The organism is Methylobacterium sp. E-065 (genome assembly GCF_022829605.1).
In the GTDB taxonomy this organism is placed as follows: domain Bacteria; phylum Pseudomonadota; class Alphaproteobacteria; order Rhizobiales; family Beijerinckiaceae; genus Methylobacterium.
This window is the reverse complement of sequence record NZ_JAKSYD010000100.1, coordinates 24,609-45,519: the sequence shown is the minus strand read 5'-3', so window position 1 is coordinate 45,519 and position 20,911 is coordinate 24,609. Positions and strand designations below refer to the sequence as shown.

Genomic DNA, 20,911 nt, shown 5'->3' with positions numbered 1-20,911 from the left:
GCCGAGCAAGCGAGCCGCCGGCCCCTAAACGGGCTCGGCGGCTCGTCGCGTTTTCGAGTCGCACTCGTACGCGCGCAGCGTGACCCGCGAGGCCGCCGCCGTGGACGAAGCGGTCGTCGAACCATTGCCGAAACGGCGTCACCGGTTTTCGGAAAAAGGCGACCTCAGATCAAAAATTCGAGAGCCTTTGATCGGAATCAGAAATCTTCAGCAAAACTAGAGCTCCTATCGACCACTGCGGTGCGTGCCAACAATAGATACGAAGTCTTTTTGCCTTAAATCAATCCGTATAAAATCTTAGATATCGAATTATTAGCGGCGTCGAAGTCGGACACTTGAGTTTACCTGGCTCGGCACTAGGATGCCCAAGCTTTTGGAAAAATTACGCATCCTAGGACCTGTCCCTTCACATGAAGATCTCGATCAAAGTGCGGCTCATCGCGCTGCTCGTGATGCTCGGCACTCTACTTCTTGGCTCTGCGGCACTCGGCAATTTTGCGCTTCGCAGCGGCAACAGAAGCCTTCATACGATTGTCGAGGACCGAATTTTACCGCTCAGCCAGTTCAGCACGTTCCGGGACGCCTACGATGCTATGCTCGTCGTCTTGCGATCCATCGATAAGCCAACGACGGACAAGGGCGAGGCCGCTGCCATCCTGGAGCGGCAACTTGCACGCTCAATGCAGGTCTGGTCCGAATACTTGGCCACCTACCTGACTTCAGATGAGGAGCGCCTCGTCGAAGCCCTCAAGCCGCGGCTTGTTCGGGACGCGGTCATCGTCCACGATCTGAGCCGCGCTCTGAAGGCCCAGGACACCGCCGCCACCGCGTCCGCCAAGGCCAAGTTGCTTCAGGCTACGACACCGACGATGGCGGGGGTGACGAAGCTCATCGACTTGCAAGTCGGCGTGGCGCGCGCGGAGTTCGAGCGCGCGGAAGCCTTGGCGGACATCCTGCGCATCCTGCAACTCGCCGCGCTGCTGCTTGCCGTGGTCGCGGTCGCGTATGGAGTCAGAGTGATCCTCGCTCAGGTCACACGACCGATCGAGGAGACGACGTTGACAATGATGCGCCTCGCCTCGGGCGACCTCGACACGGAGGTGACCGGAGCCGAGCGGCGCGATGAGATCGGTGCCATGGCAAAAGCCCTCGAAATCTTCCGGGAGGCGCTGATCGCCAAACGCGTGGCCGATAAGGCGGCCGTGCAGGATCTTGCGGACAAAGCCCGCCGGGCGGAGGTCTTGGATGGGGCGACACGGGCGTTCCGGTCTCAAATCGAACGCATGACGCAGACGCTGACGAGCGCAGCGGACGAGATGCAGGCGACGGCCAGTTCGATGAGCCGCAACGCCGATCAGACAGCCGCCCAATCCGCCACGGTCTCGTCGGCAGCCGAGCAGACTTCGGCCAACGTCCAGACCGTCGCGGCGGCGAGCGAGGAATTGTCGACCTCGATCGCCGAGATCAACGGTCAGATCACGCGCTCCTCCGAGATGGCCGAACGCGCTGCCACGACCGCCAACGAGACCAACACCCTGGTCATGGGTCTGGCCGAGGGGGCCGAGCGGATCGGAGCCGTGATCGGCCTCATCTCGGGTATCGCCGCTCAAACGAACCTGCTGGCACTGAACGCCACGATCGAAGCGGCCCGGGCCGGCGAGGCCGGCCGTGGCTTCGCCGTGGTCGCCGCGGAGGTCAAGGAACTGGCCGACCAGACCGCAAAGGCCACCGAGACGATCTCCGGCCAAGTGAATGCCATTCAGGGCGAAACAATTCGCGCCGTGGACGCCATCCAGGCCATAACCACCACGGTCCTTGATCTGCGGACCATCGCGGTCGGCGTGGCGGCTGCAATGGAAGAGCAGGGGACCGTCACGCAGGAGATCGTGCGCAGCGCCAGCGAGGCGGCCGATGGGACGCAGGCGGTGACGGTCAATATCGGCGCGGTCACGCATGCCGCTGCCGAGACCGGTACCGCCGCGTCCCAGGTTCTGACGGCCGCGACCGAGCTGTCGCGGCAATCGGATGCACTGAGCGCCGCCGTGACGGACTATCTCGCAACCGTCCAGGCAGCCTGACGACCATGGGGGCCCTCAACCGGCCCCCGCTGCCGCGGGCAGGCGCATCAGCGGCTCGCCCATGCGCAGGCTTCGGCCCTCGGTCAGCTCGGCCAGGAGCGTGAATCCCTCCGGTGCCAGCACCACGATGGTCGAACCGTGCTCGAACCAACCCATCTCGTCACCCTTGGCGAGGCGGGCCGTGCAGGGCAGGGTCCGGCCGCCCGTCCGGCGCAAGGCCGTGCCCTCCGGCAGGAAGCCGAGGCGGAGGCCTGCCACCAGGATCGCCGCCACCGGCACGAGCGTGACCGCGTGACCCGCCTCTTTCACGCGCAGCCGCAGGACGGCGCGCTCGTTGCGGCAGAACAGGTTTTCGACGCGCTTCAGGGCGATCGGGTTCACGTTCCACGTGTCGCCCCAGATGTGCCGGATCGATTCGACCCGCGCATCGTGGGGCGCGTGGAAGCGGTGATACATTCCGGCGGTCAAGCGCAGGGTGGCGTAGGTGCCGCCTTCATGCGCGTCGGCGAGCTGCGCATCACCCCCGAGCAGGTCGACCAGGCGATAGGACAGCCCCTTGATCTGGAACAGGCGCCCCGCCTCGATTCGGCCATGGGCACCGAGGATCCCGTCGCTCGGGCTGGTGAGGATCGCGGGATCGGCCGCGACCGGCCGGGCCCCGGGCCGGAGCGCCCGGATGAACGCCGCGTGGAGGCTCGGGAAGCGCGCGTCACGCGCATCACTGAGGTCCACGTCGCAGAACAGGCGCCAGGTGGCGATCGAGACATCGCGCACCAGCGGCTGCTCGATGCGGCCGAACCAGCCCATGAACCGGGTCGCGAGCCGGCGCGGCAGCCAGTTGGTCAGCAGGAAGTTCAGGTCCTCCTGGGCGCCGACCCGCGCCAGGGCCCGCCGCAGCGGCGATCCGGAAACCGTCATCATGCCGTGAATTGCCTCCGATAGGGCGCGGGGCGATGTCCGCGCTCCTCGTCACCCTGTCCGCCACTGCCGCCACCGCGGTTCTGGCTCTTCCGCGCGCTGCAGAGCGCCTGCGATTGTCCCGGGCGAAACATCCTTCGCTCACGGGCCATGCCCGGATAGCCCGGCGCGTCGCCGGGCTCATTCCGCATTACGCCTATTCCGAGCGCGCCTTCTTCCGCTCCGACGATCCGGACGAGGCCGTGGCAGTCCGGCGGGAGGCGGGCTTCGCGCGGCTCTCCGACCTGTTCCGGACGCGCTACGCGCGCACCCGCGCCGAGACCGAGGCCGTGCGCGACGGCCTGTCGGATCTGCAATTCACCGGCCTGTACCGGGTGCCGTTTCAATACGCCCGGCACGTGCGCGCGCATCTCGGCACCGGCGCCTTCGCGGCGGCCTCGGAGGGCGTCACCGTCACGGATCTCGACGGCAACACCGCCTACGATCTGGCCGGGTCTTACGGGGTGAACCTGTTCGGCGTCGACTTCTACCGGGCCTGCCTGGAGGAGGGGGCCGCGCGCGTTGCTGCGCTCGGCCCGGTGCTCGGCCCACTGCACCCAGTAGTCACCGGCAACGTCGCGCGGCTGAAGGCGCTCTCCGGCCTCGACGAGGTCTCGTTCCACATGTCCGGGACCGAGGCCGTGATGCAGGCGGTGCGGCTCGCCCGCTACCATACCGGACGCCGCCGGATCGTGCGCCTGTGCGGCGCCTATCACGGCTGGTGGGGCGAGGTGCAGCCCGGCATCGGCAACCCCGTCCCGGCACGCGACACGCTCACCCTGGCCGACATGTCCGAACGGACGCTGCGCGTCCTCGCGTCCCGCCGGGATGTCGCCTGCGTGCTGGTCAACCCGCTCCAGGCGATGCACCCCAATGCGGGCGCGCCGGCCGATTCTGCCCTGGTCGACAGCGCGCGCAAAACCGCCTTCGACCGGGCCGCCTACACGCAATGGCTCCGCGAGCTGCGGGCGGTATGCTCTGCCCGGGGTATCGTGCTGATCCTCGACGAGGTCTTCCTCGGTTTCCGCCTCGCCCGCGGCGGCGCCCAGGAGTATTTCGGCGTCCAGGCCGACATGGTCACCTACGGCAAGACGCTCGGCGGCGGCCTGCCGGTCGGCGTGCTGTGCGGGCGCGCCGACCTGATGCGCCGCTACCAGGACGACCGCCCGGTCGACATCTGCTTCGCCCGCGGGACCTTCAACGCCCATCCCTACGTGATGGGCGCCATGAGCGCGTTCCTCGACCGGCTCGACACGCCGGAGGTCGCCGCCCTCTACGCCGATCTCGACGCGACTTGGAACCGGCGCGCGGCGCGCCTCAACGCCCTGCTGGCGGAAGCCAGCCTGCCGGTGCAGGTCGCGAACATGTCCACGGTCTGGACGGTCCTGTACACCAAGCCGTCGCGCTACAACTGGATGCTGCAATTCTACCTGCGCGCGGAGGGGCTGGCCCTGTCCTGGGTCGGGACCGGTCGCCTGATCTTCAGCCTCGCCTATGACGACGCCGCGTTCGAGGTCGTGGCGGCGCGGTTCGTCGCGGCGGCCACGGCGATGCAAGCCGATGGCTGGTGGGAGGCGGGTGCGCCGAGCGATAAGGCGATCCGGCGCGCGATCCTGCGGGAGGTCGCGGCTTTGCGGCTCGGCAAGTTCGGCGCCCGGCTCGGCCTGCGCGCACCGGATCAAGGCTGATCCGGCCGCAGGAGCGCCGGACGGGTCCACACCCGGCGTCCGCTGCAATCTCAGGCGCCGTGCTCGTGCGGCTCGTGCTCTTCGACCAACTCACCGTGCAGCAGCGCAATCGGCGCCTTGTGGTAGAGCTTGATGTCGTGGAACGGGTCCGTGAGGATCTTGGTGCCCCAAACGAGTCCGGTCTGCACGTCGCGCAGGACGAACAGCTGCACCATCCGGAACAGCAGGCCCGCCAGCGCCAGCCACAGCCAGATCCAGCCGACGTTGCGGATCAGGTCCGTCGTGGTCTGATGCGGCGAGATCAGGCCGAATAAGCTCGGATCGACGTAGAGCGGCAGCGGCGACAGCGCCCAGATCGCGAGTAGCACGATCTTGCGCTGCAGATTGTAGCCGACCTTGATCTCTTCCTTGTGCTCGTGGCTGGCGTCATTGACGTGGTCGTAGCCCTTCGGCTCGAAGAACAAGTGACCGGCCTGCCGAGACGTCATGGCGATCAGCCAGCCGATGAGCGCAGCCGTCGCCGGGTCCTTGAACGCCAGGGCGTAGGCCACCAGGAAGCTGATCGCACTGACGACATGCAAGCTCTGGTTGACGCGATTGTGGTGGTAGTACCGGTGATCATCCCAGCGCTGGATGCGCAGAGCTTCCAGAAAGCTCGCCATGGTGTGCGTCCTCGTGAAACGATGATGGGGGAGTGCCGTCGCGGGAACTCAGGCGTCGTGCTTGCGCAGGCGGACGAGGGAGAAATGGCCGAGCGGCGGCAGCGCCCGGCGCTCGACGATCTCGACCGGGGCGCCGGCCGCCCAGGCGGCGTAGCGGTTCCAGGCGAATTCGGTCCGCCAACCGAGGCGGCTCGTGATCGGCGCCAGGGCATGCTCGATGGTGCGGCGCAGGCCGTCCTCGGCGCCGATGCGGGTGGTGATGACGATCTCGCCGCCGGGGCGGAGAACCCGGGCGAATTCGTCGAGCGCCGCCTCGGGGTTCGGGACCGCCGTGACGACGTATTGCGCCACGATCACGTCGAAGGACGCGTCCGGGAAGTCGAGGTGCTCGGCATCCATGACGGCGAGGCGCTCGATAGTGCGCAGGCCGAGCCGCGCCACGCGCTGGCGCGCCTTCTCCAGCATCGGTGCCGAGATATCGATGCCCACGATGCTGCGGGCGCGGCGATAGGCCGGCAACGACAACCCGGTCCCGACCCCGACTTCGAGGATGCGACCGCCCACCTTTTCCGCCGCAGCTGCCGCCAGGGTCCGCCCCTGGGCGAAGACCGGCCCGAACACCAGATCGTAGACCGGCGCCCAGCGGCCGTAGGCCTTGGCGACACCGTCGCGGTCGAGATCGGGGCCGAGCGCGCCTGCGCGCGATGAGCCGGTGCCGTGCATTCCGATAGCCATGGGTGTTCAGTCTCGCTGTCTGCCAGATCGAAAGCTGGTGGGATGAAGGTGGATGGATCGAGTCTTCGGCGCTTGCCCGCGGCCGACCAGCCCGGACCTCGCTCCGGCTCAGGCCAGCCGACGCGATCGCAGGGTTCCTTGCCCTGGACAGCGCGACGACACCGCGCCGGCATGCCGGGGAGACCGGTGCACCGCCGTTGAGATCGCCGACATTGCGGTACGCTGAACGCGAATCAGGAGATGCGGTGCAGCGTTAGGCGTCGAACTGCCGTGTTCGTGATGAGCCCCACACCGCTTCTCCGGAGACCAATTTTTCCGCCGGCAAAGCTATGACCGAGATTTGACAACGTTGTGACGGCAGCAAGAACTATTCGAAACGAATGCTCTTCGTCGGCAAATCAATTCACGGGGCGCGAACTCGCGGCAGGTCATCGCATCGATGAGCCGTCTATTGGGTAAAGATCTTGCCGGCAAAGCGATCATCGATCCGATCGGCGCGCGTCCCGGCGCTGCCGGAAGAGCGGCCAGGCCACCCGCGGCATGCAACAGTCGTTAAGCGAATGCGCAAGTGTGAAGGCAGGATTTGGGAGTTCGCGTCTTCGACATCTTCTCGCCCTGATATCGCCGAGATGTGGCAGGGTATCGCCAGGCGGATGAGGCGCGAGGACGCGCCGAAGGAGTGTTTCGTGATCGACATTATGCGGCGTCAGACTCTCGCGGTAGCGGCCATCGCCGGGATCGCCTTGAGCGCCGGGCAGGCGCAGGCCGCGCAATGCGGCAACAGTGCCGCGGGCTTCGAGACCTGGAAGCGGGAATTCTCCGAGGAAGCGCGCGGCCGGGCCAGCGCGGCGAGCCTCGCGGCGCTGCAGAACACAACGTATTCAACCGCCACGATCTCGGCCGACCGGGGACAGCACAGCTTCAAGCTGTCGCTCGACCAGTTCCTGGCCAAGCGCGGCGGTCCGACGATCGTCTCCAAGGGGCGGGTGCTGAAGCGGCAGAACGCAGCGTTGTTCGACTCGATCGAGCAGCGCTACGGCGTCCCGCCGGGGCCGCTCCTGGCAATCTGGGGCATGGAGACTGGGTTCGGCGCCGTGCGCGGCAACGTCAACACCCTCTCGGCCGTGGCAACGCTCGCCTACGATTGCCGCCGCTCCGAGTACTTTACGGACCAGCTCTACGCGGCGCTGACCCTGGTCGATCGCGGCCTGCTGACGCCGAGCACCCGCGGGGCGGCGCACGGGGAGGTCGGCCATACGCAGTTCCTGCCCAAGAACGTGCTGACCTACGGCACCGGCGACCTGAACAATGTCAACGCAGCCCTATCGTCCACCGCCAACTTCCTGAAGGCGCACGGGTGGCGTGCCGGTGCGGGTTACCAGCCCGGCGAACCGAACTTCGCCGCGATCCAGGGTTGGAACGCCGCGCCGGTCTATGAGCGCGCCATCGCGCTCCTGGGGCGCCAGATCGACAACGACTGAAACCAAGCTCGCAGCCATACGTCCGGGGCCTGTTGACCCGGACGTCACCGTGATGCGCTCTCCAACTTCGAACCGGTATCCCGTTCGGCGGAGAGCGCCTCGAGGTATCCATCCTGACAGCGACCGTCGATGCTTTCGCCGCAGCGTGCCGGAATAGATGCTGGGCGAAGGCAGTCATCAGAAGCGCTCATCATACGCCGAATACTTGCTGATGAGACCTATAGCGCCTGAAAATGGCCCTGATCGATCCTAGATCGACCATGGACTTGCCGCAGAAAAGCCCGTTCAGACCCGCTGTTTCGGCCCGAGCGGAGCAGGTTGTCTGGTTGCACGTCCCACGCGTCGAAGCGTGACGATCCCGGACCGGCCTGCCCCCGCCCGACGAGGAGCATGGGCATCTGCATGGCGATCGATACCGTGCCGCCGGACGGCCAGGACAGCAGACGGTCGCGACGTTCGTGTCTCGCACCGCTGACGGTTTTCACCGGCGCGCTCGCCATGGCCCTGGTCGGATCCGGCATCCGAGATCATGATCTGCGGCCATCCGCACCCGATAGCGCGGCGGCAAGCCGGAGCACGTCGACCGCGGTAGCCGACCAGCCGGTACCTTCGCGCGATACCGCCGCGGCATCGGAGGCCGTGACATCCTCATCCGAACCGGACGCGTTTGCTTCGGCTGAGGCGATCCCCGAAGCCGCCGACGGCCCGCCGGCGCATTGGGCCTGGATGCCGGTGGCTCCGGTTCCTGCCGTACCGATTCCGGATGCGCCATTGGAGAGCGGGCCAGAGAAAGCGCCGCGCATCGCCATGACCGTGCCGCTTCCGGTTCCGCGTCCCCCTGAATTTCGAAGCCCGGGGGCACCCGTCCTCGCGCGAAGGGCCGAGCGGCGCATGGCCCGGCGCGATGGTCCGCTGACTCAGCCCGCGGCACCGCCGACAGACGAGCGCTCGTTCCTGGAGAAACTGTTCGGCCTTGAGCAGTCCCCGGCACCCGCACCAGCGCTGGCCTACGCTGCGCTCGAGAGCAAGCCGATCGTGGTGGCCCCGCAGCGGCGGATCTCTCCGCCGCTTGCCCTGTCGCGTGAGCCGAGCCCGACGGGGGGCGTTGCGGTCTACAACATCGCCGCCCGGAGCGTGACGCTGCCGAGCGGCGAGCGTCTCGAAGCCCATTCGGGCCTCGGCGAGGGTCTGGACGATCCGCGGCTTGTGAATGTGCGGATGCGTGGACCGACGCCGCCCGGGACCTATGACCTGACCGAGCGCGAGCAATTGTTTCACGGCGTGCGGGCCATCCGGCTGACGCCCGTGGGCGGCAGCGAGTCGATCTACGGCCGTGTCGGGTTGCTGGCCCATACGTTCATGCTAGGACCGCGCGGTGATTCGAACGGCTGCGTTTCGTTCCGCGACTACGAGCGGTTCCTCCAGGCTTTCCTCCGCGGTGAGGTCCAGCGCCTCGTCGTAGTCTCCGGCACGCAGGATCCGCTGCCCGCGATGGCGGACGGGGGCCGCACGCGCATGGCGCGCAACGGCAATTGATCTCGAAAGGCTGGCGGCGCGAGCACCGTCTTCGCATCAGCGCGCTACAGGGGCGGCGCGATGGTCACGCACCGGGCTTGCCAACACGGCCGCGCCGCGCAGGATGACCATGTTCCTACGATAGGCTGGTCGTCGACATGCGTTCTACGAAATTACGGATAGGCTTGCGCTGCGCTCTGATGGCGCTCGCCGCCCTCGCACTGCCGCTGGCGGCGCCACAGGCCGACGCGCAGGATCACAAGGCCGATCGATCGGGCCCATCGCTCACGGAGCGCCTCGTCGGAACCTGGGAACTCGTTTCCTACAAGGTCGAAGACAAGGAAACGGGCAAGCTCATCGACGCGATGGGCAATACGCCCCGCGGACGCGTGATCTTCACCCCTGACGGTTGGGTGGCGTTCAATCTGGAGGGCAGTGACCGGAAACCGGCCGCGACGGATACCGAGCGTGCCGAACTGATGAAGAGTTTGGTCGCCTATATCGGTCGCTACCGAATCGAAGGCGACCAGTGGTTGACGACGGTCGAGACGGCGTGGGCACCCGAATGGGTCGGCACGGAGCAACGGCGGGACGTCCGGCTCGACGGTGATTACGCGAACGTCACCACCCCGTGGCGCGTCATGCCCAACTGGAATTCGGGCCGCCCGTCGCGTAGCCTGATCCGATTCAAGCGAATCTCGTAATCTCCTTTATCCAACGCCGAGACTGCAGGCTCAGTCAAAGCAAGGCCGCGTCGGTCGAGATTGTGACTGCGCGCTGGGTGGGCATGTGATCCAGCGTCGATGCAAGCAATCGCATTGCAGCGGCAAGCTTGCCGGATCAGCGGATATCGCCGTTCAACAGGGAAACGATCGGCGGGCCACAGCCGGGGAATTTCGGTGATTGTCCTGCCGCGCTTCATCCTCTATGACGACGCCCATCAGAGGCTGCACCGATCCGTCAGAACGTGCCACCCGCGATGGTCGTCGATCGCGGTGCGGCCCAGCGGATCGGACCCGGAAGCGGTCCTGCTGGTCGGACCGCGGTCCGGTACGGGCAATAACAAAGCAAGCGATTCAGCGCGCAGGGAAACGGGTTAATGCGGCCATCCACCTTTGAAGGCGGTGCCGCGTAGTCCCGAAGCAACGCGCGCGGCAGGCCAACCCCGGGCGGTGTTCCGGTGTGGCGCGACGATCCAGAGGAAACGATCCGGAAGGCCGGCACGGGACATTCCCTGTCGCCGATTTCGTCCGTGTCAGTCCGCGGGTGTGCTCGCCAAGCACGTCCGCCCTTCAATCGGGATCCGACCATGCGTGCCGACGATGAGACCGCGCCCTTCCGCCACCGTCAGCCGCAGGCCGCGCTGCCTCTGAACCGCAGACAGATCCTCGGCACCGCCGCGGTCGGGCTGGCAGCGGCTGCGCTGCCGACCTCCCTCGCGCTGGCCGACGCGGCCGACGGTAAGGTCGATGTCCTGCTGATCGGCGGCGGCATCATGAGCGCCACGCTCGGCGTGTGGCTGAACGAGCTTGAGCCCAATTGGTCGATCCAGATGGTCGAGCGCCTGGATCAGGTCGCGATGGAGAGCTCGAACGGCTGGAACAATGCCGGCACGGGCCACTCGGCCCTCGCGGAGCTGAACTACACGCCTGAGAAGAACGGCAAGGTCGAGATCCCCAAGGCGGTCGAGATCAACGAGGCCTTTCAGGTCACGCGACAGTTCCTGGCCTATCAGGTCAAGACCGGGGTGATGACGAACCCGCGCTCCTTCATCAATTACACGCCGCATATGAGCTTCGTCTGGGGCGACGACAACATCGCCTATCTGAAGAAGCGCTGGGAAGCCTTGAAGGCGAGCCCGCTCTTCGCCGGTATGGAATACTCGGAGGATCCCGAGCAGCTGCGCAAATGGGTGCCGCTGATGATGGACGGCCGCGACCCGAAGCAGAAGGTCGCCGCCACGTGGTCTCCGCTCGGCACCGATTGCGAGTGGGGCGAGGTGACTCGGCAATACGTCGCCTACCTGCAGAAGCAGCCGAGCTTCAAGCTGCGCCTGTCCACGGAAGTCGAGAGCATCGTCAAGAACGCGGACGGCTCCTGGCGGGTGACCTCGAAGAACCTCAAGGACGGGTCCCGCCAGAGCGTCGACGCCAAGTTCGTGTTCATCGGCGCGGGCGGCGGCGCCCTGCACCTGCTGCAGAAATCCGGCATCTCCGAGGGCGACGATTACGCCGGCTTCCCGGTGGGCGGCTCGTTCCTGATCAACGACAACCCGGATGTCGCCACGCTGCACCTTGCCAAGGCCTACGGCAAAGCCTCGGTCGGTTCGCCGCCGATGTCGGTGCCCCACCTCGACACACGGGTGCTGGGCGGCAAGCGCGTGATCCTGTTCGGACCATTCGCGACCTTCTCGACGAAGTTCCTGAAGGAGGGGTCGTATCTCGACCTCCTCAGCTCCACCACGACCAGCAACATCTGGCCGATGATGCGCGTCGGCCTGGATGAGTTCCCGCTGGTCGAGTACCTCGCCGGGCAGCTGATGCTCTCGGACGATGACCGGATCGCGGCCCTGCGCGAATACTTCCCGAAGGCCAAGAAGGACGAGTGGCGCCTCTGGCAGGCGGGCCAGCGCGTGCAGATCATCAAGCGCGATCCGCAGAAGGGCGGCGTGCTGAAGCTCGGCACCGAGATCGTCAACGCCAAGGATGGCAGCATCGCGGCTCTGCTCGGGGCCTCGCCGGGCGCCTCCACGGCGGCACCGATCATGCTGCAGGTGCTCGAGAAGGTCTTCGCCAAGAACGTGGCGACGCCGGAATGGCAGGCCAAGATCCGCGAGATCGTCCCGAGCTACGGCACGAAGCTGAATGACGATCCGGATCGCGTGGCGCAGGAATGGGCCGCCACGAGCGCCGCGTTGGAGCTGCCCGCGCCGCCGCAGATCGACCGTGCGGTGCTGAAGCCGGTTTCCACCGGCAGCACGGTGCTCAACAGCAATCCCGGCACGGTGAAGGAGCCGGTTCACGACCTCGCGCCCTGAGCGGTGCGATCTGCGTCCGGAGCGGATTCTGACGCCTCGCTCCGGACGCGCAATGCCGTGATCGGCCCTAGATCCCGACGCGTCCGAGGGCTGGCAGCTTGATCCCGGGTCGGCGCAGGTCGATGCCGGCGACGCCGCCGAGCAGGTTCACCTCGATCCCCTCGACCCAGCCGATCGTCAGCCCGGCATAGCCGCCGAGATTGAGCCGCACACCCGTGCCAGAGGGCGTTCGGCCAATCCATCGGCCGTCATAGGGAAAATCCTTGCCGATCGCCGTGGTCGGCAAGCTGGCCTGGATCTCCGGCACGGCCGCCATGACGGCGGCCACGAAGGTATTCGAGTTCGGACCCGGCCAGACAACGTAGTCGCCGGGGCGGGCATAGCGGTACTCGGCCACAGCTTTTCGGATCCGCGGCAGCATCGCCTCGGCAGCCGCTCCGTCCGCCGCGAACACTGTTTCGGGCGGGTTGCCGAACCACCGCCCGTCGGGGACGAAGCGGTCGATCCAGATCGGCTGTCCCCAGGCCGTGTAGTCGAAGCGCCGATAGGCGCGCTCACCCGGTCCCTTGATGACGATCCAGCTGTGCGTCGCCACGATCCCGCGCCAGCTCACCGTGCGCGCGGAGAAGATCCGCACGATCGCGCCCGGCTCGCGCTCGGCCTGCGGAAGAAGACCCGCGCTGGAGCGGTCGGCGAGCCGCCAATCCCCGCTGGCGCGCAGCCAGTAGCGGGTGGCGGAAATCGCGACGGGCACGATGAAGAGGGCAGCAAGCGCGAGGAGCGCGATCCGGATCAGGGTCACGGGGAGGCCAGGGCAGGGGAGGGCAAGGCAAGGCGGCGAGACACCCTATCTGGGTATGGCCGGCCCCCCGGAGAATGCGACCGAAGAGGCGTGCCCGTTCAGGCGTGTGAGGTCGCCCCGAGGGCATCGAGCAGCAGCGTCGCCGCGAGGAGATCGGCGCATCCGCCGGGGCTGAGCCGCGCCGCCACGAAGGCGCGATGAACCGCGATGGCGCGATCACGCCAGCCGGGCGTGCCGACGCCGCCGGCCTCCGTGAAGGCCGAGGCTTCCGCCCGCGCAGCCACCAGACCGTCCACACCGCCGCGGTGGAGGAGATTCGTATCGTCGACCACGGCGAGCAAGGCGAAAAAGCAATCGACGCGCGCGGCCTCCGGGTCGCCGGGTGCGCGGCCGCGGCCCAACCGCAGCGCAGGCAACCCGATCGCCCGGATCGTGGGAAAGCCCGCCACCGCCTCGGCGCTCGCGCCACCGACCCCGTATCGCCGGACCACCCGGCCTCCATGACTCACCGGGGATGCCGGCATGCCGGCGATCGCCGCGCCCCAGCGCGCCGCGACCGTCTCCGCATAAGTCTCCGCGGGGACAGGCGTCCTGCCGATCACACCTGCCGCCGCGCAGATCAGGCCCAGCGAGAAGATCGCGCCGCGATGCGCATTGATCCCCCCGGTGGCGCGCATCATCGCGGCCTCGGCCCGGATGCCGATCGAGCGGAGTTCCGCCATCGTGGCGCCCTGCCCGCCCGCCACGGCAAGGTCCGCGAAGAAGGGCCGGAGCGACGCCGCGCTGCGCCGCAGGGTCTCGGCATCCATATCGTCGTGGCTGCCCGAATCGACCGGGCTGACGAGGCCGGGTTTCGGAAAGGTCTCCAACTCGTCGATCAGCGCAGCATGCGCGCGTGCCGCGACGTGTTCGGCCCAGGAACCGTCGTGGCGCCCTCGGCCCTCGACGGGCGGCATCGCGAAGCGGTCATCCTGGCGCAGGGTCGAGGCTCCCGGCGACGCCCAGCGGCGTCGCCCGTGACGGGACGGGCCTCGACCGTATACCGGAACAGCGCCCCGCCGTATCCGGGCTCTCCCGATCGCCTCAGGCCGCCGAGGCTACCGCCGGCGAGATCCGCTTGCGCGCCTTCAAGTCCTCGGTGCTGCTCAGGAAGGCCTGGGCTTCCTCCTTGCGCTCGAAGACGTGGGGGGCGACCCCGCGCTTGGTCAGCGCCTCTTCCATCTTCAGGCGCAGGAAGGCGCTGGTCGCGTAGCGGGTCGTGGTCGCGTAGTAATTCGCCTGGAGATACTGGAGCACGCCGGCGTAATCATCGACCAAGTTCTCGTTCAGGCGGAAGCCGTCGTGGTTGATCACGGCGTTGACCCGCTGGCCGGCCTTCCGGCACGCCTCGACGATGGTCATGCGCAACTCGTCCATGTCGCCCTTCACCCGGCAGTACCAGCCCTCCAGGTTGATGAAGAGGATGTTGCGCTCGGCGTTGTAGCTGACGCGGGATTTCAGATCGAGGTTGAGCAGGTCCGAGATCAGCTCCATCGGCTCGTCGCGGAAGATGCGCGGATCCATCGGCACCGGGTTCCGCACCACGGGGGCGAAATCCATGTGGGCGAGGATATCCCGCTCGATGTCGATGCCGGGCGCCACCTCGATCAGTTCCAGCCCGTCGGGCGTCAATTGGAAGACGCAACGCTCGGTCACGTAGAGGACGGGCTGCGAGCGCTCGACCGCATAAGGACCCGAGAAGGTGTTCTGCTGGACCTGGGTGACGAACTTCCGCGCCTTGCCCTCGGTGACGATGCGCACCTGCCCATCGTTGACGGCGATCTCCAGCCCACCGGCCGTAAAGGTGCCGGCGAACACGACGGTGCGGGCGTTCTGTGAGATGTTGATGAAGCCGCCACAACCGTTCAGCTTGCCGCCGAACTTCGAGGTGTTGACGTTGCCGGCGGCATCGCACTCGGCCATGCCCAGACAGGTCATGTCGAGGCCGCCGCCGTCGTAGAAGTCGAACATCTGGTTCTGGTCGATGATGCAGTCGGCGTTCGTGGCCGCGCCGAAGCTCGAACCGGAGGCCAGCACGCCGCCCACCGCCCCGGCCTCGGTGGTCAACGTGATGTAGGGGGTGATCTTCTCCTCGTTGGCCACAGACGAGATGCCCTCCGGCGCGCCGACGCCGAGATTGACCACGCCATTCGGGGGTAGTTCGAAGGCGGCGCGGCGGGCGATGATCTTGCGCTCGTTGAGCGCCATCCGCTTGATGCCGGTGACCGGCACGCGGATCTCCCCGGCCAGCGCGGCGTCGTACACCACGCCGTAGTTCATCCGGTGCATCTCGGGCTCGGCCAGCACGACGCAGTCGACCAGGATGCCGGGTACGCGCACATCCTTGGGCAGCAGGTAGCCGTCATCGACGATGCGCTCGACCTGCGCGATGACGATGCCGCCGTTGTTGCGGGCCGCCATGGCCTGGGCGAGGCAATCGAGGGTCAGCGCCTCCTTCTCGTAGGAGAGGTTGCCCGACGGATCCGCCGAGGTGGCGCGGATGAAGGCGACGTCGATCTTGGTGGCAGTATAGAACAGCCACTCCTCGCCATCGACCTCCACGAGTTTGACGATGTCCTCCGTGGTCAGCTCGTTGACCTTGGCGCCGCCGTGGCGCGGATCGACGTAGGTCTTGAGGCCGACCTTTGAAAACAGGCCCGGCTGACCGGCCGCGCAGGCCCGGTAGAGCTGCGAGATCACGCCTTGAGGCAGGTTGTAGCCGCGGATCAGGTTGTCCTGCGCGGCTTTGGCGACCTTCGGCATGCGGCCGAAATTCGCCGCGATGACCCGCGTGAGCAACCCGTCATGGTGCAGCCGGCCGGTGCCGAGACCTTTGCTGTCGCCCGCGCCCGCCGTCATGATCAGCGTCAGGCCCCTGGGCGAGCCGGTCTCGACGAACCGCGTCTCAAGGGCGGCGTGCAGCGCCTCCGGGATGCAGCTCTGAACGAATCCCGTGGTGGTGAGAACGTCGTTCTCGCGAATCAGCGCGATCGCTTCCTGCGCCGAGATCACCTTGTTCTTCTTCATGGGGCCCGTGATCCTTCCAGACTTCCGATCGCGGCGCCGCTCGCAGGACGGACCGTTCCTGACATCGTCACCTGCCGACTGCGCTCGGCCGGGACGGATCCAGGCGCGAGACCATTCGAGTTTTTCATTCGCATTCTATTGCATCGCATCAATACATGCGGCGTTGCGGCAAGACCGTCGTCTCCGCCAACATGATAATCTATTATGGAGCCGCGTCGCCTTTTAAAAACTCTTCGTCCCAAGGTCAGAAAAATTGTGCCGCCGGGCGCGCCGAGACCGTCGCCGACGACCGGGTCATCCGGTCGGGCGCTGGGGCATCCTGCGCGCCGCGCGATAAGCAGACGGCACCATACGCATCTGTCATATGTTAAATCTTCGCCCGCAAAAGCGCGTGAGATTATCGATTTTACCGGCCTGCTTGGGCCGGTTTTACAATTTTGGTGGTGACGCCTATAAGACTATCGGCTTGGGGAGCGTGTTTGATCAGGAGCACGCCATGAACACCATGACACCGATCGCGGATGAAGCCGCGACGCGTTTTGCATTCAGCCTCCTTCGGAGTGCCTATCTCGATCTCGCGCAGACGCTGCTGCGCATCGAGGCGGAGCCGGCGCGCGAGCTGCTCCAAGGGGTGGAGCACCGGATCGCCTACCGGCTTGGCTCACTTGCGCGAATCGAATCGGATGCTGTTCCGGGGGAAACTGCACTGGCCGTGGCGGCTGGGCAGGTTCAAGCCGTCCTGCGCGACGCCCATCTGCACGACGCTTCCGAGCTCTGAGCAAGTTTCTTGGGATTGGCTGCCGGTTTGGCGACGAAAACCGGCACCTCGCCGTGGCTTGAGCGGATGGGATTGTCTCGCCGCGCGTTGCACGACACGCACAGTAGAGGTGTCTCATCAGTCATCCCAACCACCTTCCTAATCCCGAGGTGCCGGAGCGCAACGGAAGCCTTGGGGCAGCTCTCCCAAAGCCGCAACGATCCGTGGAGCCGTCCTCCGCGGCCCGCGGCGCGTCCGCGACAGAATGAAGGGCTCGTTGGGATCCCCCCGATCGTCCTGCCATCGGGCGCTCTCGCAAATCTGCGTCGGCCTCGGCGTTCCGGACCGAATAAGCTGGGAATCGACCGGCAGCTCAGATCGGATCGCTCTTTTGTCGATCGCCGGACCCAGGCACCGCCTTTGCGAACAAGACACAGCTTATTTTCCGATATGGGAGGCCGAGAGAAGCGATCTCCTAGAAACTTCGCTGCAATTGGATGCGCGTTTCATTTACATGACCAGCAGCGAATGCCCATAAATATGGCATGAGATGCTCACAGCACGTGCTGAGCTGATCACGCAGCCGATCGGAAGCATCTTGACCGGCCTGAACCTCGGTGAACCACGGCTGGTCCATCGACCGGGAAGGCGCGAGCGAGGCACTCACGAACTCGTTTGGCATATGTCGTGCGAGGTGTGAGCTGCTCACAGTGCGCTGTGAGAGACCCAACAGGACGCTGACGAGGTGACGGGATGACGAGCGCTTCTGCACCCCGGTCGACGCGCCCGGCGGTCGGGGTGCTCGCCGTCCCGGACGCGACGCGCAAGGGCAATCAAGCGTACGACCTGTTGCGGCGCGAGATCGTCGCCTGCCGGTTGCTTCCGGGCACGCGGTTCACCGAGGCCGAGGTGATGGAGCACTTCGCGATCGGAAAGGCGAGCTGCCGGATCGCCCTTCAGCGTCTGGCCCAGGAGGGTTTCGTCAGCTCGATGCCCCGGCACGGCTATCGGGTCAGCCCGGTCACCGTGAAGGATGTCGATGAGGTGTTCGCGCTGCGCATGGAGCTCGAACCGCTGGCCGCCCGAGCCGCCGTCGGCCGGGTGAACCGGGCGCATCTGGAACGCCTGGAGCAGGCCTGCCGCCGCCGGATCACGGTGGAGATGGGCAACCAGATCGATTTTTTCCTCGAGGCCAATCGGGGCTTCCACCTCGCAATCGCCGCGGCTGCCGGGAACGGTCGCCTGTATCGAACCCTGTCGGGCCTGCTGGACGAGATGACCCGCCTCGTCGCCCTCGGCTTCGGCGTTCAGGGCGTGCGGCCGAACATCGAGAACGACCACACCGCGCTGATCGAGCATCTCGTGGCCGGGGACGCGGACAGTGCAGCGCTCGTAGCGCGCCGCCACGTCGAGACCTTCCGGGCGATGACGATGGAGAAGGTCATCGCAAGTCTGCGCGACAGCGCCGTCGTGCCCCCATCGAGTCGGCCCCTGGCCGAGGGAGGCGAGCCGTGAACGCCGTCGAGCTCGACCATGTCAGCAAGTGGTTCGACCGGCGCGAGGGCGGGCCGCTCCACGTCCTCGACACGATCGACATCGCGATCCCGCAGCACGCGAGCGTCGCGATCCTGGGTGCGTCGGGCTGCGGCAAGAGCACCCTCCTCAACATGATCGCCGGGCTGGTCGAACCGGACGAGGGCGCCGTCCTCCTCGACGGCATCCCGTCGCACGCCTTCCGCGACTGGCGGGCCATGACGTACATGTTTCAGGAGGACCGGCTGCTCCCTTGGCGCACGGCCGCACAGAACGTCGCTTTTGGGCTCGAAGCCGGGCGCATGAGCCGGGCGGAGCGGGCGCGGCGGGTCGATGACACCCTCCGCCTCGTCGGGCTCGACACCTTCCGCGACGCCTACCCGCATGAATTGTCCGGCGGCATGCGCAGCCGGGTGGCGCTCGCGCGCAGCCTCGTCACCGAGCCCAGGATCCTGCTCCTCGACGAGCCGTTCTCGAAACTCGATCCCGAGATCCGCGCGCAGATGCACGCGGAACTGCTGCGCATCGCGGGTCTCCGGGCGATGACCCTGGTCTTCGTCACGCACGACGTCGAGGAAGCGGTCGTGCTGGCCAGCCAAGTGGTCGTCCTGCACCCACGGCCGGGCCGGATCGGCACCGTCCGGGCGATCGATCTGCCCTATCCCCGCGACCCCCTTGCCGCGGAGGTCGCCGAGGAGGTCCGCCGCCTGCGCATCAGCCTCTCCGCCGCGAGCGCGCGATGCTCGTAAAGACCCCGCCGCGCCTGATGCGGCAGGCACGGACCTCCGGCGTCGGACGCCGGGCGGGCGTGCTGCTGCAGCGGCTGGCCCTGCTCGGCCTGGCGCTGGCCGCGTGGCAGATCGGATCGCTGCAGGCGCCGAGCTTCGTCCTGCCGAGCCCCGCGCGGGTCTGGCACACCTGGCTCGGGCTGGTGGCCACGCCCAGTTTCGCCGCCGATTTCGGCATCACGCTGGGCCGGATCGGCGCAGGCCTCGCGTTCGCCGCCCTCGTGGGGCTGCCGCTCGGCCTGCTGCTCGGCGCGAGCCCCCGTCTCGGCCGCTTCTTCGAGCCGGTGCTGACAGTGACCAACACGGTCTCGTCGGCGATCTGGGCGATCTTCGCGCTGATCTGGTTCGGTCTCTCGAACTGGACCACGATCTTCGTGGTGTTCATGACCGCGATGCCCCTGATCCTGACCAACGTCTGGCAGGGCACGCGCACGGTCAGCGCCGAGCATCTCGAGCTGGCCCGCACCTTCCGCATGCCGCGCCACAAGGTGCTGACCAAGATCTATCTGCCGACGATCCTGCCCGCGTTCTTCTCGGGCGCGCGCCTCGCCATCGGCTTCGGGGCGCGTGTCGTCCTCGTGGCCGAGTCGCTGGGGGCGAGCAGCGGCATCGGCTACCGCCTGCGGCAGGCGGCGGATCTCGTCCAGACCGATCAGGTCTTCGCCTGGACCCTGACCCTCGTCGCCCTGATGATCGGGGTCGAGACGCTCGTCCTGAAACCGGCGGAACAGCGCCTGTTCGCCTGGAAGAAGGTGGCGCAGCCGTGACGGCCGACACCGCCCGGGGCCACGCCCGTCGCATGTTCCGCCCATCGTATCTCCCGGAGAACGCCTTGAAACGGATTCTCGCCGTCGCCGCGCTCTGCACACTCGGCCTGCCCGGCCTCGCGCGCGCCGAGACGGTGCGCATCGGCTACTGGAGCTCCGGCATCAGCCTCGGCTTCGGCGCCGTGCTGGAGGCCGGCAAGTTCATGGAGAAGGAGGGCCTGACCGCCGAGTACATCAAGTTCCCGGATGTGAACGCGCCGACCAAGGCCATGGCCGCCGGGGCGATCGATTTCGCGATCGCGGCAAGCGCGGGAACGGCGCTGAGCGTCACCGCCGACGGCCTGCCGATGAGCATCGTCCTGGCGACGCAGGTGGCTGATCTCGACTTCGTCGTCCCCGCGGACTCGCCGATCCGGACGATGGCCGACCTCAAGGGCAAGAAGATCGGCACCTCGCCGGCGGGCAGCGGCACCGCCGCCATCGCGGCGGCGATCCTGGAGACCAATCACGGCCTCAAGCCCGCGGATTACCAGGCCGTGCCCGGCAACGACTCTCGGCTGGCACAATTCCTCGTCCAGAAGGACATCGACGCGGCGGCTCTGCGCACCGTGACCCTCGCGCTCCTGCCGGACGTGAAGCTGCGCCGGCTCGGCAGCTTCCGCGCCGAGTGGAAGCAGCTCACCCGGCAGGACGCGCCGCCGGTCCTCGGCGTCGGCCTGATGCGCAACGCCTGGATGGCGCAGAACCCGGACGCGCCCGCCAAGGTCGTGGCTGCGATGCGCAAGGCCTACGCCTTCGGTAAGGCTGACAAGCCAGCCGTGGCTGGGATCCTGAAGGCCGCCGCGAACCTGAGCGATGCCGACTCCGCAGCCTACGGGAGTCTCTGGGACGGCATCTACACGGTCAGCATGGAGCCCGCCGACATCGCCTCGCTGAAGCGGGAGTTCGATGTGTTCAAGGCCGTTGGCGTCGTCCAGGGCAGCCTGCCCGACGCGGCCCTGGTTCCCGGCCCCTACGAGCGGTCGAAGACGATCCCGTAGCCTTC

The 20,911-nt window shown here is 67.0% G+C and carries 19 protein-coding genes; 11 read left to right on the top strand and 8 right to left on the bottom strand.

What is annotated here, in order from left to right; all coding sequences use genetic code 11:
* Positions 1-410: 410 nt before the first annotated feature.
* Positions 411-2,078, top strand: coding sequence for a methyl-accepting chemotaxis protein (locus MKK84_RS10370; RefSeq protein WP_243919399.1), 1,668 nt, complete (start codon positions 411-413; stop codon positions 2,076-2,078).
* A gap of 15 nt (positions 2,079-2,093) precedes the next feature.
* Here the strand turns inward: MKK84_RS10370 and asd are convergent, their stop codons facing one another.
* Positions 2,094-2,999 (bottom strand): archaetidylserine decarboxylase, encoded by a 906-nt coding sequence (asd, locus tag MKK84_RS10365; protein WP_243919397.1) that lies wholly within the window; start codon positions 2,997-2,999, stop codon positions 2,094-2,096.
* A 32-nt stretch (positions 3,000-3,031) separates the two neighbouring features.
* Here asd and MKK84_RS10360 point away from each other — a divergent pair, with 32 nt between their 5' ends.
* Positions 3,032-4,723, top strand: coding sequence for an aminotransferase class III-fold pyridoxal phosphate-dependent enzyme (locus MKK84_RS10360; RefSeq protein ID WP_243919388.1), 1,692 nt, complete (start codon positions 3,032-3,034; stop codon positions 4,721-4,723).
* 50 nt (positions 4,724-4,773) lie between these two features.
* Here the strand turns inward: MKK84_RS10360 and MKK84_RS10355 are convergent, their stop codons facing one another.
* The gene (locus MKK84_RS10355; RefSeq protein ID WP_243919386.1) at positions 4,774-5,385 is read right to left on the bottom strand and encodes a hypothetical protein; all 612 of its coding nucleotides are present in this window, start codon (positions 5,383-5,385) and stop codon (positions 4,774-4,776) included.
* A gap of 48 nt (positions 5,386-5,433) precedes the next feature.
* Complete coding sequence (locus tag MKK84_RS10350) at positions 5,434-6,120, bottom strand: class I SAM-dependent methyltransferase (RefSeq protein ID WP_243919384.1); 687 nt, start codon at positions 6,118-6,120, stop codon at positions 5,434-5,436.
* 698 nt (positions 6,121-6,818) lie between these two features.
* Here MKK84_RS10350 and MKK84_RS10345 point away from each other — a divergent pair.
* The gene (locus MKK84_RS10345; protein ID WP_243919664.1) at positions 6,819-7,601 is read left to right on the top strand and encodes a lytic transglycosylase domain-containing protein; all 783 of its coding nucleotides are present in this window, start codon (positions 6,819-6,821) and stop codon (positions 7,599-7,601) included.
* A gap of 218 nt (positions 7,602-7,819) precedes the next feature.
* Here MKK84_RS10345 and MKK84_RS10340 read toward each other — a convergent pair whose 3' ends face one another.
* Positions 7,820-8,122: a hypothetical protein gene (locus MKK84_RS10340; protein WP_243919698.1), complete on the bottom strand. Its 303-nt coding sequence runs from the start codon at positions 8,120-8,122 to the stop codon at positions 7,820-7,822.
* Between the two features lie 6 nt (positions 8,123-8,128).
* The gene (locus tag MKK84_RS35885) at positions 8,129-8,410 is read right to left on the bottom strand and encodes a hypothetical protein (RefSeq protein ID WP_409566483.1); all 282 of its coding nucleotides are present in this window, start codon (positions 8,408-8,410) and stop codon (positions 8,129-8,131) included.
* A gap of 82 nt (positions 8,411-8,492) precedes the next feature.
* Between MKK84_RS35885 and MKK84_RS35880 the strand changes: the two genes are divergently transcribed.
* From MKK84_RS35880 to mqo, 3 genes are all read left to right on the top strand, one after another.
* Positions 8,493-9,137 (top strand): DUF2778 domain-containing protein, encoded by a 645-nt coding sequence (locus MKK84_RS35880; protein WP_409566482.1) that lies wholly within the window; start codon positions 8,493-8,495, stop codon positions 9,135-9,137.
* 179 nt (positions 9,138-9,316) lie between these two features.
* Positions 9,317-9,820 (top strand): lipocalin-like domain-containing protein, encoded by a 504-nt coding sequence (locus tag MKK84_RS10330; RefSeq protein WP_243919380.1) that lies wholly within the window; start codon positions 9,317-9,319, stop codon positions 9,818-9,820.
* Between the two features lie 605 nt (positions 9,821-10,425).
* Entirely contained in the window at positions 10,426-12,153 is a 1,728-nt protein-coding gene (gene mqo, locus MKK84_RS10325) for a malate dehydrogenase (quinone) (RefSeq protein WP_243919379.1), read from the top strand.
* 67 nt (positions 12,154-12,220) lie between these two features.
* Here the strand turns inward: mqo and MKK84_RS10320 are convergent, their stop codons facing one another.
* The 3 genes from MKK84_RS10320 to MKK84_RS10310 form a co-directional block, all read right to left on the bottom strand.
* The gene (locus MKK84_RS10320; RefSeq protein ID WP_243919378.1) at positions 12,221-12,955 is read right to left on the bottom strand and encodes a DUF3750 domain-containing protein; all 735 of its coding nucleotides are present in this window, start codon (positions 12,953-12,955) and stop codon (positions 12,221-12,223) included.
* 98 nt (positions 12,956-13,053) lie between these two features.
* The gene (gene mdcB / locus MKK84_RS10315) at positions 13,054-13,911 is read right to left on the bottom strand and encodes a triphosphoribosyl-dephospho-CoA synthase MdcB (protein WP_243919377.1); all 858 of its coding nucleotides are present in this window, start codon (positions 13,909-13,911) and stop codon (positions 13,054-13,056) included.
* A 127-nt stretch (positions 13,912-14,038) separates the two neighbouring features.
* Positions 14,039-16,021: an acyl CoA:acetate/3-ketoacid CoA transferase gene (locus MKK84_RS10310; protein ID WP_243919376.1), complete on the bottom strand. Its 1,983-nt coding sequence runs from the start codon at positions 16,019-16,021 to the stop codon at positions 14,039-14,041.
* A gap of 418 nt (positions 16,022-16,439) precedes the next feature.
* On the opposite strand from MKK84_RS10310, the gene MKK84_RS10305 reads away from it, so the two are divergent.
* The 5 genes from MKK84_RS10305 to MKK84_RS10285 all read left to right on the top strand — a co-directional run bounded on the left by MKK84_RS10305 (position 16,440) and on the right by MKK84_RS10285 (position 20,906).
* Positions 16,440-16,799, top strand: a complete 360-nt coding sequence (locus MKK84_RS10305) for a hypothetical protein (protein WP_243919375.1) — start codon at positions 16,440-16,442, stop codon at positions 16,797-16,799.
* 732 nt (positions 16,800-17,531) lie between these two features.
* Entirely contained in the window at positions 17,532-18,293 is a 762-nt protein-coding gene (locus MKK84_RS10300) for a GntR family transcriptional regulator (RefSeq protein ID WP_243919374.1), read from the top strand.
* Entirely contained in the window at positions 18,290-19,060 is a 771-nt protein-coding gene (locus tag MKK84_RS10295; protein WP_243919372.1) for an ABC transporter ATP-binding protein, read from the top strand. The genes MKK84_RS10300 and MKK84_RS10295 overlap by 4 nt, the downstream gene beginning before the upstream one ends.
* Positions 19,051-19,866: an ABC transporter permease gene (locus MKK84_RS10290; RefSeq protein WP_243919370.1), complete on the top strand. Its 816-nt coding sequence runs from the start codon at positions 19,051-19,053 to the stop codon at positions 19,864-19,866. The genes MKK84_RS10295 and MKK84_RS10290 overlap by 10 nt, the downstream gene beginning before the upstream one ends.
* A 65-nt stretch (positions 19,867-19,931) precedes the next feature.
* A complete protein-coding gene (locus MKK84_RS10285) occupies positions 19,932-20,906 on the top strand; it encodes an ABC transporter substrate-binding protein (RefSeq protein ID WP_243919368.1) in 975 nt (324 codons plus the stop codon).
* Positions 20,907-20,911: the final 5 nt, after the last annotated feature.

Excerpts from the sequence above, each read along its gene's own strand:
- MKK84_RS10370 (WP_243919399.1), top strand. The coding sequence starts at position 411 with ATGAAGATCTCGATCAAAGTGCGGCTCATCGCGCTGCTCGTGATGCTC.
- MKK84_RS10355 (WP_243919386.1), bottom strand. The coding sequence starts at position 5,385 with ATGGCGAGCTTTCTGGAAGCTCTGCGCATCCAGCGCTGGGATGATCAC.
- mqo (WP_243919379.1), top strand. The coding sequence starts at position 10,426 with ATGCGTGCCGACGATGAGACCGCGCCCTTCCGCCACCGTCAGCCGCAG.
- mdcB (WP_243919377.1), bottom strand. The coding sequence starts at position 13,911 with ATGCCGCCCGTCGAGGGCCGAGGGCGCCACGACGGTTCCTGGGCCGAA.
- MKK84_RS10340 (WP_243919698.1), bottom strand. The coding sequence starts at position 8,122 with ATGCCGGATCCGACCAGGGCCATGGCGAGCGCGCCGGTGAAAACCGTC.
- MKK84_RS10360 (WP_243919388.1), top strand. The coding sequence starts at position 3,032 with ATGTCCGCGCTCCTCGTCACCCTGTCCGCCACTGCCGCCACCGCGGTT.
- MKK84_RS10290 (WP_243919370.1), top strand. The coding sequence starts at position 19,051 with ATGCTCGTAAAGACCCCGCCGCGCCTGATGCGGCAGGCACGGACCTCC.
- MKK84_RS10350 (WP_243919384.1), bottom strand. The coding sequence starts at position 6,120 with ATGGCTATCGGAATGCACGGCACCGGCTCATCGCGCGCAGGCGCGCTC.
- MKK84_RS10345 (WP_243919664.1), top strand. The coding sequence starts at position 6,819 with ATGCGGCGTCAGACTCTCGCGGTAGCGGCCATCGCCGGGATCGCCTTG.
- asd (WP_243919397.1), bottom strand. The coding sequence starts at position 2,999 with ATGATGACGGTTTCCGGATCGCCGCTGCGGCGGGCCCTGGCGCGGGTC.
- MKK84_RS10300 (WP_243919374.1), top strand. The coding sequence starts at position 17,532 with ATGACGAGCGCTTCTGCACCCCGGTCGACGCGCCCGGCGGTCGGGGTG.
- MKK84_RS10310 (WP_243919376.1), bottom strand. The coding sequence starts at position 16,021 with ATGAAGAAGAACAAGGTGATCTCGGCGCAGGAAGCGATCGCGCTGATT.
- MKK84_RS10330 (WP_243919380.1), top strand. The coding sequence starts at position 9,317 with ATGGCGCTCGCCGCCCTCGCACTGCCGCTGGCGGCGCCACAGGCCGAC.
- MKK84_RS35880 (WP_409566482.1), top strand. The coding sequence starts at position 8,493 with ATGGCCCGGCGCGATGGTCCGCTGACTCAGCCCGCGGCACCGCCGACA.
- MKK84_RS35885 (WP_409566483.1), bottom strand. The coding sequence starts at position 8,410 with ATGGCGATGCGCGGCGCTTTCTCTGGCCCGCTCTCCAATGGCGCATCC.